The 14,856-nt window shown below is 60.3% G+C and carries 15 protein-coding genes and 1 pseudogene; 7 read left to right on the plus strand and 9 right to left on the minus strand.

The annotated features are described in order from the left end of the window. Window positions 1–107: 107 nt before the first annotated feature. Both gmk and CRO59_RS20400 read right to left on the minus strand, forming a co-directional pair. The gene (gene gmk, locus CRO59_RS20395; RefSeq protein WP_003229498.1) at window positions 108–728 is read right to left on the minus strand and encodes a guanylate kinase; all 621 of its coding nucleotides are present in this window, start codon (window positions 726–728) and stop codon (window positions 108–110) included. 10 nt (window positions 729–738) lie between these two features. Continuing rightward, window positions 739–1,602, minus strand: coding sequence for a YicC/YloC family endoribonuclease (locus tag CRO59_RS20400; protein ID WP_047596795.1), 864 nt, complete (start codon window positions 1,600–1,602; stop codon window positions 739–741). A 270-nt stretch (window positions 1,603–1,872) separates the two neighbouring features. On the opposite strand from CRO59_RS20400, the gene rph reads away from it, so the two are divergent. Next, a complete protein-coding gene (gene rph, locus CRO59_RS20405; RefSeq protein ID WP_027610407.1) occupies window positions 1,873–2,595 on the plus strand; it encodes a ribonuclease PH in 723 nt (240 codons plus the stop codon). Window positions 2,596–2,624: 29 nt separating this feature from the next. Beyond that, entirely contained in the window at window positions 2,625–2,993 is a 369-nt protein-coding gene (locus tag CRO59_RS20410; RefSeq protein WP_003229492.1) for a DUF4870 domain-containing protein, read from the plus strand. 179 nt (window positions 2,994–3,172) lie between these two features. Here the strand turns inward: CRO59_RS20410 and CRO59_RS20415 are convergent, their stop codons facing one another. Then, a complete protein-coding gene (locus CRO59_RS20415; protein ID WP_003229491.1) occupies window positions 3,173–3,952 on the minus strand; it encodes an exodeoxyribonuclease III in 780 nt (259 codons plus the stop codon). Between the two features lie 82 nt (window positions 3,953–4,034). Between CRO59_RS20415 and pyrE the strand changes: the two genes are divergently transcribed. Continuing rightward, window positions 4,035–4,679, plus strand: a complete 645-nt coding sequence (gene pyrE, locus CRO59_RS20420; protein WP_097089489.1) for an orotate phosphoribosyltransferase — start codon at window positions 4,035–4,037, stop codon at window positions 4,677–4,679. Between the two features lie 187 nt (window positions 4,680–4,866). On the opposite strand, the gene argB is transcribed toward pyrE, so the two are convergent. The 4 genes and pseudogenes from argB to coaBC all read right to left on the minus strand — a co-directional run bounded on the left by argB (window position 4,867) and on the right by coaBC (window position 9,165). After that, window positions 4,867–5,772 carry an acetylglutamate kinase gene (gene argB / locus CRO59_RS20425; protein ID WP_003229488.1) on the minus strand — a complete coding sequence of 302 codons (906 nt, stop codon included), beginning with the start codon at window positions 5,770–5,772 and terminating at the stop codon, window positions 4,867–4,869. Between the two features lie 17 nt (window positions 5,773–5,789). Continuing rightward, window positions 5,790–7,166: pseudogene (locus tag CRO59_RS20430) on the minus strand (phosphomannomutase/phosphoglucomutase); the annotation flags it as partial. Window positions 7,167–7,495: 329 nt separating this feature from the next. After that, the gene (gene dut / locus CRO59_RS20440; RefSeq protein WP_047596787.1) at window positions 7,496–7,951 is read right to left on the minus strand and encodes a dUTP diphosphatase; all 456 of its coding nucleotides are present in this window, start codon (window positions 7,949–7,951) and stop codon (window positions 7,496–7,498) included. Window positions 7,952–7,956: 5 nt separating this feature from the next. Continuing rightward, window positions 7,957–9,165: a bifunctional phosphopantothenoylcysteine decarboxylase/phosphopantothenate--cysteine ligase CoaBC gene (gene coaBC, locus CRO59_RS20445; protein WP_003229480.1), complete on the minus strand. Its 1,209-nt coding sequence runs from the start codon at window positions 9,163–9,165 to the stop codon at window positions 7,957–7,959. Between the two features lie 136 nt (window positions 9,166–9,301). On the opposite strand from coaBC, the gene radC reads away from it, so the two are divergent. Further along, entirely contained in the window at window positions 9,302–9,976 is a 675-nt protein-coding gene (gene radC / locus CRO59_RS20450) for a DNA repair protein RadC (protein ID WP_027610412.1), read from the plus strand. Between the two features lie 134 nt (window positions 9,977–10,110). On the opposite strand, the gene CRO59_RS20455 is transcribed toward radC, so the two are convergent. After that, entirely contained in the window at window positions 10,111–11,697 is a 1,587-nt protein-coding gene (locus tag CRO59_RS20455) for an ABC transporter substrate-binding protein (protein ID WP_097089494.1), read from the minus strand. A gap of 445 nt (window positions 11,698–12,142) precedes the next feature. On the opposite strand from CRO59_RS20455, the gene rpmB reads away from it, so the two are divergent. Continuing rightward, a complete protein-coding gene (gene rpmB / locus CRO59_RS20460; protein ID WP_003229474.1) occupies window positions 12,143–12,376 on the plus strand; it encodes a 50S ribosomal protein L28 in 234 nt (77 codons plus the stop codon). Window positions 12,377–12,387: 11 nt separating this feature from the next. Beyond that, the gene (gene rpmG, locus CRO59_RS20465) at window positions 12,388–12,543 is read left to right on the plus strand and encodes a 50S ribosomal protein L33 (RefSeq protein WP_003177274.1); all 156 of its coding nucleotides are present in this window, start codon (window positions 12,388–12,390) and stop codon (window positions 12,541–12,543) included. A gap of 179 nt (window positions 12,544–12,722) precedes the next feature. Here rpmG and CRO59_RS20470 read toward each other — a convergent pair whose 3' ends face one another. Next, complete coding sequence (locus tag CRO59_RS20470; protein WP_097089496.1) at window positions 12,723–13,085, minus strand: cupin domain-containing protein; 363 nt, start codon at window positions 13,083–13,085, stop codon at window positions 12,723–12,725. 234 nt (window positions 13,086–13,319) lie between these two features. Here CRO59_RS20470 and CRO59_RS20475 point away from each other — a divergent pair, with 234 nt between their 5' ends. Continuing rightward, window positions 13,320–14,813 carry an aldehyde dehydrogenase gene (locus CRO59_RS20475; protein WP_047596781.1) on the plus strand — a complete coding sequence of 498 codons (1,494 nt, stop codon included), beginning with the start codon at window positions 13,320–13,322 and terminating at the stop codon, window positions 14,811–14,813. The last annotated feature ends 43 nt before the right edge of the window (window positions 14,814–14,856 follow it).

Consider the following 14,856-nt stretch of genomic DNA (forward strand, 5'->3'; position numbering starts at 1 on the left):
TTTAAAAAATCACCAGCGATTAGGGAAGCGCTGATTTTTTGACCAGACCCTTCAACGCGCTGCAAGCACCAATGTAAAGCGCTTGCAGCGGTTTTGGGAAGTGCTGATTAACCGAGCAGTTCGGCCAGTAATTTGCCGAAACGTACCTGCTGGCGTTTCTGTTGCAGCTGATTGGCGCGGAAAATCGCCTTCAGATCGTCCAGTGCATGGGCGAAATCGTCGTTGATGATCAGATAGTCGTACTCGACATAGTGGCTCATCTCGCTGACGGCTTCGCGCATCCGGCCATCAATGATCTCGTCACTGTCCTGGCCACGGTTGGTCAGGCGCTGGTGCAGGGCCTGCAGCGACGGCGGCAGGATGAAGATCGAGCGTGCTTGCGGCATCAGCTTGCGCACTTGTTCGGCGCCTTGCCAGTCGATTTCCAGAATCAGGTCGTGACCTTCGTCCAGCGTCTGCTGCAGGCGGCTTTGTGAGGTGCCATAGAAGTTGCCGAAGACTTCGGCGCGTTCGAGGAAATCGCCGTGCTCGCCCATCTTCACGAACTCTTCGCGAGTCACGAAGTGATAGTTCACGCCGTCCACTTCACCCGGACGCATGGCGCGGGTGGTGTGGGAGATCGAGACGCGGATCTCCGGATTGGCATCGGTCAAAGCCTTGACCAGGCTGCTCTTGCCTGCGCCCGATGGCGCGGAAATGATGTACAGGGTGCCGGTGCTGTGGGTCATGTCTGTTGCCTTACTCAATATTCTGCACTTGTTCGCGCATCTGCTCGATCAACACCTTGAGGTTGACGGCGGCCTGGGTGCTGCGCGGGTCGAAGGCCTTGGAGCCCAGTGTGTTGGCTTCGCGGTTGAGCTCCTGCATCAGGAAATCCAGGCGCCGACCGGCGGCACCGCCGGACTTGAGCACCCGGCGAACTTCGATGATGTGAGTGCTCAAGCGATCCAGTTCTTCGGCCACATCGCTCTTTTGCGCGAGCATGACCATTTCCTGTTCCAGGCGCTGCGGATCCAGTTCGGCCTTCATGTCGGTGAAGCGGTCGAGGACTTTCTGACGCTGGGTCGCGAGCATCTGCGGCACCAGTTCACGCAAGGTCACGACGTCCTCTTCAATGGAAGTCAGGCGCTCGTTGATCAGGCGTGCTAACTCCGCGCCTTCGCGCTCGCGGCCGGCCTTGAGTTCCTTGAGACCTTGATTGAACAGCGCCAACGCATCGGCGTTCAGCGCCTGTGGATCAGTCGCGTCGGCCACCAGCACGCCGGGCCAGGCCAGCACTTCCAGCGGGTTGAGTGCTGCCGGGTTCTTGATCAGGCCGGCAACGGTTTCGGCGGCGGCGACCAGTTGCGCGGCGCGCTCGCGGTCGACTTGCAACGGCTTGCCGGTGCTTTCTTCAGTGAAACGCAGGGTGCATTCCAGTTTGCCCCGCGACAGGCCCTGACGCAGGGCTTCACGTACCGCGCCCTCGAGGTCGCGGAACGACTCCGGCAGGCGCAGGTGCGGTTCCAGATAGCGGCTGTTGACCGAGCGCAGCTCCCAGCTCAGGGTGCCCTGGACGCCGGCTTTCTCGACGCGGGCGAAGGCGGTCATGCTGTGCACCATGGCGGTGACCTCGCAATGCAGATCGGCGCAGAAGGGATGTTCCGCAGGCTCGATATCAATGAATTTAAGCCGACTGGCAGCAAAGGCGCAGGATTGTAGCGCAGTGCGGCGGATGCGCCCAAACACACGGTGTGACAAAGGGCTGCAGGCCGTCGGTTATGCGCGTTTCAGGGCCCTGGGTCGACGGCCGGAATTTTTAACCCGTGCCCAGGCGCGGTGCAGCGCTCTATAATGCTCGGCAGTTTTCCGTCCCCAGTACAGGTATTCCCTATGAAACGTCCAAGTGGTCGCGCTGCCGATCAGCTTCGCTCGATCCGCATTACCCGCAACTACACCAAACACGCCGAGGGATCCGTACTGGTCGAATTCGGTGATACCAAGGTCATCTGCACCGTCAGCGTCGAAAACGGCGTGCCGCGTTTCCTCAAAGGCCAGGGCCAGGGCTGGTTGACCGCCGAGTACGGCATGCTGCCGCGCGCCACTGGCGAGCGTAACCAGCGTGAAGCGAGCCGTGGCAAGCAGGGCGGCCGCACCCTGGAAATCCAGCGCCTGATCGGCCGTTCGCTACGCGCTGCGCTGGACATGTCCAAGCTGGGCGATGTGACCCTGTACGTCGACTGCGACGTGATCCAGGCTGACGGCGGCACCCGCACCGCCTCCATCACTGGCGCCATGGTGGCCCTGGTTGATGCACTGAAAGTGATCAAGAAGCGCGGCGGCCTGAAAGGCGGCGACCCGCTCAAGCAAATGATCGGCGCGGTGTCGGTCGGCATGTATCAGGGCGAGCCAGTGCTGGATCTGGACTATCTTGAAGATTCCGCCGCCGAGACCGACCTCAACGTGGTGATGACCAGCACCGGTGGCTTCATCGAAGTCCAGGGCACCGCCGAAGGCGCGCCGTTCCAGCCTGAAGATCTGAACGCCATGCTGGAACTGGCGAAGAAAGGCATGAACGAAATCTTCGAACTGCAAAAGGCTGCACTGGCCGACTGAGCAGGTTCGCAACCCGCAAGGAGGACGTGATGAGTGATGAGCAAGAGTTGCTGCCCAAGCCGAGCCAGGAGGTTCGCCAATGGGCGATGTTTTGTCACTTGTCCGCCTTGCTGGGGATCTGGATTCCGTTCGGCAACCTGATCGGGCCGCTGATCCTGTGGCAGATGAAGCGCGAAACCGATCCGTTCATTGACGCTCAGGGCAAGGAAGCGCTGAATTTTCAGATCACCGTGGCGATTGCCGCCGCGATCTGTCTGCTGCTGATGGTGTTGATCATCGGCTTCTTCTTGCTGGGCCTGCTGGCCATCGGCGCATTGGTGCTGACGATCATTGCCGGGGTGAAAGCGAACGAAGGCTTTCCCTATCGTTATCCGTTCACTTGGCGACTGATCAAATAATAATCAGCGACTATTTCCCCTTGAGGGAGGGGGCTTGCTCGGGAATGCGGTGGGTCATTCAGCATTGATATCGACTGACACGACGCCTTCGCGAGCAAGTCCGCTCCCCCATTTGAAAAGCATTTGCCCACAAAAAAGCCGACAGCAATGTCGGCTTTTTTGCATCCACGAATCGACGCTTAAATGGTCAGCGTCCAGTCGTAGTCGACGATCAGCGGCGCGTGCTGCGAGAACCGTGGCTGACGTGGCAGGCGTGCGCTGCGTACGAAACGGCGCAAGCCCGGGGTCAGCAGCTGGTAGTCGAAGCGCCAGCCCAGATTCAGCATCTCGGCCTGCTCGTTGTCCGGCCACCAGCTGTATTGGTCGCCTTCGCGGCTGACTTCGCGCAGGGCATCGACGTAGCCCATGTTGCCGACAATCTCGTCCATCCAGGCGCGTTCTGGCGCCAGGAAGCCCGGGGATTGCTGGCTGTCGCGCCAGTTCTTGATGTCGAGCTTCTGCTGCGCAACGTACAGCGAGCCACAATAAATGTACTCGCGACGTTTACGCCGCTGCTTGTCCAGGTACTTGCCGAAGTCGTCCATGAGCTTGAACTTCTGGTTCAAGTCCTCATCGCCGTTCATCCCCGAAGGGAGCAGCAAGGTGGCAATACTGACTTTGTCGAAATCTGCTTGCAGGTAGCGCCCGTAGCGGTCGGCCGTCTCGAAACCGAGACCGCTGATGACAGCCTTCGGTTGCAACCGCGAATACAAAGCCACGCCACCTTGGGCAGGGACTTCAGCATCGCAGGCATAAAGGAAGTAGCCATCCAGTTGGAAGGCTGGGTCATCCAGTTCAAAGGCGGAGGCACGGGTGTCCTGCAGGCAGATGACGTCGGCATTCTGTGCTTGCAGCCAACTGAGCAAACCACGCTCGACTGCAGCCTGAATACCATTGACGTTCACACTGATGATCCGCATAAATGGCCCCAAAAATCGCGTGCGTGTATGATACACGGCGTCAAGCTAATTAGCTAAATCCGTGGTATTTGGGGTTTTTTTCATGCAAGCGTATCAGCGCGATTTCATTCGTTTTGCCATCGATCGCGGCGTTTTGCGCTTCGGTGAGTTCACCCTGAAGTCCGGGCGCACCAGTCCTTACTTCTTCAATGCCGGCCTGTTCAACTCGGGTTCGGTCCTGGCGCAGCTGGGGCGTTTCTACGCGGCAGCCATTGCCGAAAGCGGCATTCCGTTCGACGTGCTGTTTGGCCCGGCCTACAAAGGCATCCCGCTGGCAGCCACCACCGCTGTCGCGCTGGCCGAGCATCACGACCGCGACCTGCCATGGTGCTTCAACCGCAAGGAAGCCAAGGCCCACGGCGAAGGCGGCAGCCTGGTCGGCGCGCCGCTGACCGGCGACGTGCTGATCATCGACGACGTGATCACCGCCGGCACCGCGATCCGTGAAGTGATGCAGATCATCGCTTCGCAGGACGGCGCCAAGGCCGCCGGCGTGCTGATCGCCTTGAACCGTCAGGAGCGTGGCAACGGCGAATTGTCAGCGATCCAGGAAGTTGAGCGTGATTTCGGTATTCCGGTGATCAGCATCGTTTCGCTGAATCAGGTGCTGGAATTCCTCGCCGACGATCCGCAGCTCAAGCAGCATTTGCCAGCCGTGGAAGCGTATCGCGCCCAGTTCGGCGTCTGAACTGTGGAATGAGCTTTTGTGGCGAGGGAGCTTGCTCCCGCTGGGCTGCGTAGCAGACCCGAAAAGCTTGTGAGCGCTGCGCACTCAAGCGGGAGCAAGCTCCCTCGCCACAATAGATGGAAGGCCGCAGGCAAAAAAAGACCCCGCTCAGTCAGGCTGAGCGGGGTCTTTTCGTTTCCGCGACGCCTTACGGACGCTTGCGATTGCTGATCAGCGTGCCCACACCGGTATCGGTGAAGATTTCCAGCAGGATCGCGTTCGGTACGCGGCCGTCGATGATCAGCGAGCTGCCAACGCCACCCTGAACCGCTTCCAGTGCGCAACGGATCTTCGGCAGCATGCCGCCGTAGATGGTGCCGTCGGCGATCAGGTCGTCGACCTGCTGGGTGCTCAGGCCGGTCAACACGGTGCCGGACTTGTCCATCAGGCCGGCGATGTTGGTCAGCAGCATCAGCTTCTCGGCTTTCAGCGCCTCAGCGACTTTACCGGCCACGAGGTCGGCGTTGATGTTGTACGACTCGCCGTTCTCACCGACGCCGATCGGCGCGATCACCGGGATGAAGTTGCCTTTGACCAGCAGGTTCAGCAACTCGGTGTTGATCCCGACCACTTCGCCCACCTGACCGATGTCGATGATTTCCGGCTGGGTCATCTCCGGGGTCTGGCGGGTGACGGTCAGTTTCTTCGCCCGAATCAGCCCGGCGTCTTTACCGGTCAGGCCGATGGCGCTGCCGCCGTGACGGTTGATCAGGTTGACGATGCTTTTGTTGACCTGACCGCCGAGGACCATTTCCACCACGTCCATGGTCGCGGCGTCGGTGACGCGCATGCCATCGACGAAGTGGCTTTCGATCGACAGGCGCTTGAGCAGATCACCGATCTGCGGGCCGCCGCCGTGAACCACCACCGGGTTGATGCCTACGGCTTTCATCAAGACGATGTCGCGGGCGAAGCCGGTTTTCAGCTCCTCGCTTTCCATCGCGTTGCCGCCGTATTTGATCACCAGGGTCTTGCCGACATAACGTCGGATGTAAGGCAACGCTTCGGACAGAACCTGGGCGGTGTGGGCGGCGGCTTCGCGTTCGAGGGTCATTCAGGGCTCCGGGTGAATCAGAACGGTAGTTGGAGATCAGGTGCAACGCGTTTCAGTTGGGCGTGGAACACGTCCTTGATGCGCTGCAATTCAGCCTCGTCATCGGCCTCGAAGCGCAGCACCAGCACCGGAGTGGTGTTGGAGGCGCGTACCAGGCCCCAGCCTTTGGCGTAATCGACTCGCACGCCGTCGATGGTGGTCAGGTCGGCGCCTGCGCCCCACTGTGCGTCGTGCAATGCATCAATGATGCTGAATTTGCTCTCTTCGGTCACATGGATATTGATTTCCGGCGTAGAAATATCGTTCGGGAAGGTCGCAAACAGCTCTTCGGCGGTGGATTTTTCCTTGCTGAGGATCTCCAGCAGCCGTGCGGCGCTGTAGATACCGTCGTCGAAACCGAACCAGCGTTCCTTGAAGAAGATGTGCCCGCTCATCTCACCGGCCAATAGAGCACCGGATTGTTTCATTTTCTTTTTGATCAACGAATGGCCAGTCTTCCACATTAGCGGACGACCACCGTACTCCTTGATCAGCGGCACCAGGCGGCGGGTGCATTTGACGTCGAAGATGATTTCCGCGTCCGGATTGCGCGCCACCACGTCGCGGGCGAACAGCATCAGCAGGCGGTCCGGGTAGACGATGCTGCCGGTGTTGGTCACCACGCCGACGCGGTCGCCATCGCCGTCGAAGGCCAGACCGAGGTCGGCATTGGTTTCCTTGACCTTGGCGATCAGGTCGACGAGGTTCTCGGGCTTGCCCGGATCCGGGTGGTGGTTGGGGAAGTTGCCGTCGACTTCGCAGAACAGCGGGATGACTTCGCAGTTCAGCGCTTCGATCAGTTGCGGGGCAATCACGCCGGCCGCGCCGTTGCCGCAGTCGACCACGACTTTCAGACGTCGGGCCAGTTTGACGTCCTGGACGATTTCGGTGGTGTAGCGGTCGAGGATTTCGACCTGGGTCACGCTGCCCTGACCGCTGGTCAGGTCATTGGTCTTGATGCGCTCGTGCAGCACCTGGATCTGCTCGTTGGCCAGGGTGTCGCCGGCGATCACGATCTTGAAGCCGTTGTAGTTCGACGGGTTATGGCTGCCGGTGAGCATCACCCCAGACTTGCCGGCCAATACGTTCGCCGCGTAATACAGCGCAGGCGTCGGGACCAGGCCGACGTCGCTGACGTGGCAGCCGCTCTCGGCGATACCGCGGATCAGTTCTGCAACCAGCTCCGGGCCGGACAGGCGACCGTCACGACCGACGGAAACATTCGGTTCACCTTGGGCCAGGCTCTGTGAGCCGATGGCGCGGCCGATCCAGTAGGCGGTTTCGGCATTGAGGAATTCCGGCACAGTGCCGCGAATGTCATAGGCGCGGAAGATGCTGTCGGGTAGCTTCGGGGCGATCTTGGCGGGGGTGCTCATCTGCACAAATGCTCCATCTCGAAAGTGGCGGGACACACCGACGATTCACTCGGCGGCAGGCTCAAACTGAAGGGTATGACGGCGTTTTCCGCAGAGAGTTCGTGGTGTGAAAGGGCCATGACGCCTCGGCTGGCGTGGCTTGCGGCCGGCAAAACCTTGATTTTCGGTGTTAAAACCTGCTGCCGAAAATGCACAAATTTTGTGGTGAGGGGATTTATCCCCGATGGCTGCGCAACAGATCCAAAAGTCTTGGGGCCGCTTCGCAGCCCATCGGGGATAAATCCCCTCGCCACAATAATATTTCAGGGTTATTTAGTGCCGGTATGGCCAAATCCGCCCGCGCCGCGTTCGGTTTCGACGAACTCTTCGACCATTTCGAAATGCGCCTGCACCACCGGCACCAACACCAGTTGCGCCAGACGCTCGCCGACGGTCATGGTGAAGTCGTTCTGGCCACGGTTCCAGCAAGACACCATCAACGGGCCCTGGTAATCCGAGTCGATCAGGCCGACGAGGTTGCCGAGCACGATGCCGTGCTTGTGGCCCATGCCCGAGCGCGGCAGGATCAGCGCGGCGAGGTTCGGGTCGCCGATGTAGACCGACAGACCGGTAGGGATCAGCACGGTTTCACCCGGCTTGATCACGATGTCCTGTTCCAGCATGGCGCGCAGGTCGAGGCCGGCGGAGCCTGGGGTGGCGTATTGCGGCAGCGGGAATTCGGTACCGATGCGTGGGTCGAGGATCTTGGCTTGCAAAGCGTGCATGTAAATTAAACCTGGTTCAGACGTTCGGCGATAAAAGTGACCAGTTGGCGAGCGATCTTGCTCTTGCTGGTCTGGGCGAAAACAGTGGCATGAAGCTCACGGTCGATCACGCTGCAGGCGTTTTCTTCGCTGTTGAAACCGATGCTCGGGTTGGCGACGTCGTTGGCGACGATCAGGTCGAGATTCTTGTCTTTCAGCTTGCGTGCAGCGTAGTCGAGCAGGTGTTCGGTCTCGGCGGCGAAGCCGACACTGAACGGGCGGTCGGGGCGGGTAGCGATGGTGGCCAGGATGTCCGGGTTACGCACCATTTGCAGGACGAAGCCGTCGCCGCTTGTAGGGTCTTTCTTGAGTTTTTGCGGGGCAACGACTTCCGGACGGTAGTCCGCCACCGCTGCCGAGGCGATGAACACATCACACGGGATGGCCGATTCGCAGGCCGCGAGCATGTCGCGGGCACTGACCACGTCGATGCGCGTGACGCGATCCGGCGTCGGCAGGTGCACCGGGCCGCTGATCAGGGTCACGCGGGCGCCGGCTTCCACCGCAGCTTCGGCCAGAGCGAAGCCCATTTTCCCGGAGCTGTGGTTGGTGATGTAGCGCACCGGGTCGATGTTTTCCTGGGTCGGACCGGCGGTGATCACCACATGCTTGCCGGTCAGCGCTTGGCGCTGGAAGCAATCCGCCGCGCACTGCGCCAGATCGGTGGCTTCCATCATCCGGCCCATGCCGACATCGCCGCAGGCCTGGCTGCCAGAGGCCGGGCCGAAAGTCTTCAGGCCGCGACTTTCAAGGAGTTGCAGGTTGGCTTGGGTTGCCGGATCGCGCCACATCGCCTGATTCATTGCTGGCGCGACGGCCACCACGGCGTCGGTGGCCAGCACCAGGGTGGTCAGCAGATCGTTGGCGATGCCTTGGGCCAAACGGGCGATCAGGTCGGCGGTGGCCGGGGCGATCAACACCAGATCGGCCCACTTGGCCAGCTCGATATGACCCATGGCCGCTTCGGCGGCCGGGTCGAGCAAGTCGAGGTGAACCGGGTGCCCGGACAGGGCCTGCATGGTCAGCGGGGTGATGAACTCGGCGCCGCCATGGGTCATGACCACACGCACTTCGGCGCCCTGGTCGATCAGGCGACGAACCAGATCGGCGCTCTTGTAGGCCGCAATGCCGCCGCCGACGCCCAGAACGATGCGTTTCCGATACAGCCGCTGCATAGGTCTGCCTTTACATTTCGTGGGTGACATACGTGGCGAAACCCCCTCCCCAGGGTGAATTCGCCCGCAAAAAAGATGGGCTACGATATCACAGCGACCGCTACGGAACAGCGGTGCCCACAGACAAGGAAGGTGTATGAGTATTCGCGATTGGCCGGCGGCGGAGCGGCCGCGGGAGAAGCTGCTTGAACAGGGCTCGGGAAGTCTTTCGGACGCCGAGTTGCTGGCGATTTTTCTTCGAACCGGGGTCACGGGAAAAAGCGCGGTGGATCTGGCGCGACACCTGTTGACGCAATTCGGCAGCCTGCGCGCGTTGCTGGAGGCCGATCTTGCGGCGTTCAGCGGACAGTTGGGATTGGGGCCTGCGAAATTCGCGCAGTTGCAGGCGGTGCTGGAAATGGGGCGGCGACATCTGGCCGAGTGCATGCGTAAAAAGCCAGCACTGGAGAATCCGCAGGCAGTTCGGGACTATCTGAAATCCATGCTGCGCCATGAGCCCCACGAGGTGTTCGGCTGCCTGTTTCTCGACTCCAAGCATCAAGTACTGACGTTCGAGGCACTGTTTCGCGGCTCGATCGACAACACCAGCGTGCATCCCCGGGAAGTGGTGAAACGCTCATTGGCCAACAACGCGGCGGCGGTGATTCTCTGCCACAACCACCCGTCGGGGAACAGCGATCCGAGCCAGGCGGACCGCCAACTGACCAAGCGCTTGCAGAAGGCTCTGGACCTGATTGATGTACGGGTGCTGGATCACTTCATCATTGGCGACGGCGAGCCGCTGTCGATGGCGGAATGTGGCTGGATGTAGCTTTCAACAACAAACACCAACCCCTGTGGGAGCGGGCTTGCTCGCGAAGGCGATGTGTCAGTCACTAAAAATGTTGGCTGATCCGACGCCTTCGCGAGCGAGCCCGCTCCCACAGGGGGCTGTGTTGTGGAAGGTTATTTCAGGTTGACCTTGGAGTAGTCCTGCCGCCCGAACGGGCTCACCGAGTAACCCTGCACATCCTTGCGTGTCAGCGCATAAGCGGTCGGGTGTGCCAGCGGCAACCAGAGTGCCTGCTGCTGAATCTGCGCCTGCGCCTGTTCGTACAGCTTGGTGCGTACGCCTTGTTCGCTGGTGGTCTTGCCGGCGCTGATCAGCTTGTCCAGGTCGGCATTGCAGTAGCGGGCGAAGTTGGTGCCGGACTTGACCGCCGCGCAGGAAAACTGCGGCGTGAGGAAGTTGTCCGGGTCGCCGTTGTCGCCGGCCCAGCCCATGAACAGCAGGTCATGCTCGCCAGCCTTGGCGCGGCGAATCAGTTCGCCCCACTCGATCACGCGGATTTCCGCCTGAATGCCGATTTCCGCCAGATCCGATTGCAGCAATTGCGCGCCCAGACTCGGATTCGGGTTGAGCAGGCTGCCGGACGGACGCGTCCAGATGGTGGTCTGGAAGCCGTCCTTGAGTCCGGCCTTGGCCAGCAACGCCTTGGCTTTGGCCACGTCGTGCGGATAGCCCGGCAGGCTCTTCGCGTAGCTCCAGGTGTTCGGCGGGTAAGGGCCGTTGGCCGGCTGTGCGGTGTCTTCGAACACGGCTTTGACGTAGTTGGCCTTGTCGAAGGCGAGGTTGATCGCCTGGCGCACTTCCGGCTTGTCCAGCGGTGGATGCTGGCTGTTGATGCCGACGAAAGCGGTCATGAACGCGTCAGTCTTTTCTACTTTCAGCGTCGGCTCTTCCTGCGCAGCCTTCACGTCCAGCGGTTTTGGCGACAGGGCGATCTGGCACTCGTTGCGCCGCAGCTTTTGCAGGCGCACGTTGGCGTCCGGGGTGATGGCGAAGATCAGCGGGTCGACCGCCGGCTTGCCGCCGAAATAGTCCGGGTTGGCCTTGTAGCGCACAGAGGCGTCTTTCTGGAAGCGTGTGAACACGAACGGACCGGTGCCGATCGGCTGGCTGTTGAGCTTGTCGGTGGCGTCGGCCTTGAGCAGCTTGTCGGCGTATTCGGCGGAATAGATGGAGGCGAAGCCCATGCTCAGGGTCGCGAGGAACGTCGAGTCCGGGTGGTCGAGGGTAAAGCGCACGGTCAGCGGGTCAAGCGCGTCGATCTTCTTGATCAGCGCCGGCAACTGCATGGACTGGGCGTGCGGGAAGCCGCTTTGCGCCACTTTGTGCCATGGGTTGGCTGGATCGAGCATGCGGTCGAAGCTGAATTTGACGTCTTCGGCGCTCAGGGTACGGGTCGGCTTGAAATAGTCAGTGCTGTGAAACTTCACCTGCGGGTGCAGCTTGAACACATAAGTCAGGCCGTCGGTGCTGACTTCCCAGCTGTCGGCCAGGCTCGGCACGACTTTGCCACTGGCGGTGTCGAAGTCCACCAAGCGATTCATCAGCACGTCGGCCGAGGCATTGGTGGTGGTCAGCGAGTTGTATTGCACCACGTCGAACCCTTCAGGGCTGGCCTCGGTGCAAACGCTCAGGGCGGCAGCCTGGGCCAGGGGGCTCAGCAGAAGCGGGGCGAGCAACAGGGGTAGGGCAGCGAGGCGCATGGTCGGCTTCCTTTACAGATCGAAGGCCATCTGCAGGTGCAGTCTGGAAAAGGGTTACCCTAGAGGGCTGGATTGCAAATGACTATCCCCTTTTTGCATTTTTGGGGCAGCCCAGTGACGTTTTTCAGACCACGGTGCACGAGGAAAAGTCGAAAACGTCTGTTAGAGCGGTTTTCTGCGACGAGTGGTCAAAACTCGCCTCAGCCTTTATCCAAAGCGTCTGCAGGCGGAAAATGCGCCTTTTTACCGGTCGATTGCACATCCATTGTTGTTGCACCCCGGTCTTTCTGGTATAAAGCAGCGCTCTTTTCTAGGGGCCCGGTTCCTTCACTGTAGGTGTAGCCGGTAAGACCTCTAAAGAAACGCGGCGCCTGGCGCCAAATGACTGAGAGATTAAGCGGCCAACCCATGCCGGGTTGGGCATGTGGTTTTAGAGGGCTGAGGCATGTCGAGAGTATGTCAAGTTACCGGTAAGGGTCCGGTAACCGGGAATAACATTTCCCACGCAAACAACAAAACCCGTCGTCGTTTCCTGCCGAACCTGCAGCATCACCGCTTCTGGGTTGAAGAAGAGAAACGTTTTGTGCGTCTGCGCGTATCTGCCAAAGGCATGCGCATCATCGACAAGCGTGGCATCAGTGTCGTGCTCGCCGAACTTCGCCGCGATGGCAAGATTTAAGGGAGCTAATCATGCGTGAATTGATTCGTTTGATCTCGAGCGCCGGTACTGGTCACTTCTACACTACCGACAAGAACAAGCGTACTACCCCGGACAAAATCGAGATCAAGAAATATGATCCGGTTGTTCGCAAGCACGTGATCTACAAGGAAGGCAAAATCAAGTAATTGATTTTTCCCGACTTACGAAAAAGGCCCGTATCGTGAGATGCGGGCCTTTTTTGTTGCCTGGAGTTTTGTGCTGACTGTTGCGACGCTTTCGCGAGCAGGTTCGCTCTCACAATGGAATGCGGTCGAATGTGGGAGCGAGCCTGCTCGCGAAGGGGCCGGTAATATCAGCGAAAGACTCAGGCCTTCTGTTCAAAGATCACATAGATCTTGCGGCAAGCCTCCAGCACTTCCCAGGTACCACGGAAGCCGGCCGGAATCACAAAGCGGTCGCCAACACGCAAGGTCTTGGCATTGCCATCGCTGTCACGCAGCACCGAAACCCCTTGCAGGATTTCGCAGTATTCATGCTCGGTGTAGTTCACCGTCCACTGCCCGACCGCACCTTCCCACACGCCAACACCCATTTGCCCACAAGGGCTGTCGTACTGATTGAACACCGCTTGCTCTGGGTCGCCCTTGAGCACTTTGGCCGGGTCCGGGCGATAGCGTTCGGCTTCGCTGCTGGTCAAGCTGATATCGACGACGTTCTGGATGTTCATTGTTGTTTTCTCCCGTGATGACGGCGCGGTGGCTTGAATGGGCCAAAGTCTATGTTTATTAAAATGAACACCGCAAGGGCGTATGGCGCGCTTATGTCAAATATATTGAAACAACCCCGGCCGCTGGTTTAGGGTGGCGGGTGCCTTGGGCCGAAAAGCAGGCTGGCCGGGCAGCATTCCTGAAGACGACCGCGAAGAACGCGGCGCTCTATTCAACAAGAGGAGGACACTCGAATGACCACCCTGACTCGTGCCGATTGGGAACAACGTGCTCGCGACCTGAAGATTGAAGGCCGCGCCTACCTCAACGGTGAATACACCGACGCCGTCTCCGGCGAAACCTTCGAGTGCATCAGCCCGGTCGATGGCCGTCTGCTGGGCAAGATCGCCAGCTGTGACGCCGCCGACGCCCAACGCGCCGTGGAAAACGCCCGCGCCACCTTCAATTCCGGCGTGTGGTCGCGCCTGGCGCCGACCAAACGCAAAGCCACCATGATTCGTTTCGCCAGCTTGCTCAAGCAGCACGCTGAAGAGCTGGCGCTGCTCGAAACCCTCGATATGGGCAAACCGATCAGCGATTCGCTGTACATCGACGTACCGGGCGCGGCGCAAGCGCTGAGCTGGAGCGGTGAGGCGATCGACAAGATCTACGACGAAGTCGCCGCCACGCCGCACGATCAACTGGGTCTGGTGACCCGCGAGCCGGTGGGCGTTGTCGGCGCCATCGTGCCGTGGAACTTCCCGCTGATGATGGCCTGCTGGAAACTCGGCCCGGCGCTGTCGACCGGTAACTCGGTGATCCTCAAGCCGTCGGAAAAATCCCCGCTGACCGCCATCCGCATCGCTGCGCTTGCGGTTGAGGCCGGCATTCCGAAAGGCGTGCTCAACGTGCTGCCGGGCTACGGCCACACCGTTGGCAAGGCGCTGGCCCTGCACAATGACGTCGACACGCTGGTGTTCACCGGTTCGACCAAGATTGCCAAGCAGCTGATGATCTACTCCGGCGAATCGAACATGAAGCGCGTGTGGCTGGAAGCTGGCGGCAAGAGCCCGAATATCGTCTTCGCCGATGCGCCGGACCTGCAAGCCGCTGCCGAATCCGCCGCCAGCGCCATCGCCTTCAACCAGGGCGAAGTCTGCACCGCCGGTTCGCGTCTGCTGGTCGAACGCTCGATCAAGGACAAATTCCTGCCGATGGTGATCGAGGCGCTGAAAGCCTGGAAGCCGGGCAATCCGCTGGACCCGGCAACCAATGTCGGTGCGCTGGTCGATACCCAGCAGATGAACACCGTGCTGTCGTACATCGAATCCGGTCACACCGACGGCGCCAAACTGGTGGCGGGCGGCAAGCGCATCCTCCAGGAAACCGGTGGCACTTACGTCGAGCCGACGATTTTCGACGGCGTGAGCAACGCGATGAAGATCGCTCAGGAAGAGATTTTCGGCCCGGTGCTGTCGGTCATCGCCTTCGATACCGCCGAAGAAGCGATCCAGATCGCCAACGACACGCCGTATGGTCTGGCCGCTGCGGTATGGACTCAGGACATCTCCAAGGCGCACCTGACTGCCAAAGCACTGCGCGCCGGCAGCGTGTGGGTCAACCAGTACGACGGCGGCGACATGACTGCACCGTTCGGCGGCTTCAAGCAGTCGGGCAACGGTCGTGATAAATCGCTGCACGCGTTCGACAAGTACACCGAGCTGAAGGCGACGTGGATCAAGCTGTAAGCCGTTAGCGGGAGCCTGATTCGTTCAGGCTTTCGAACTTACG

The sequence above is a fragment of the Pseudomonas sp. LAMO17WK12:I5 genome (assembly GCF_900215165.1).
Taxonomy (GTDB): Bacteria; Pseudomonadota; Gammaproteobacteria; order Pseudomonadales; family Pseudomonadaceae; genus Aquipseudomonas; species Aquipseudomonas putida_A.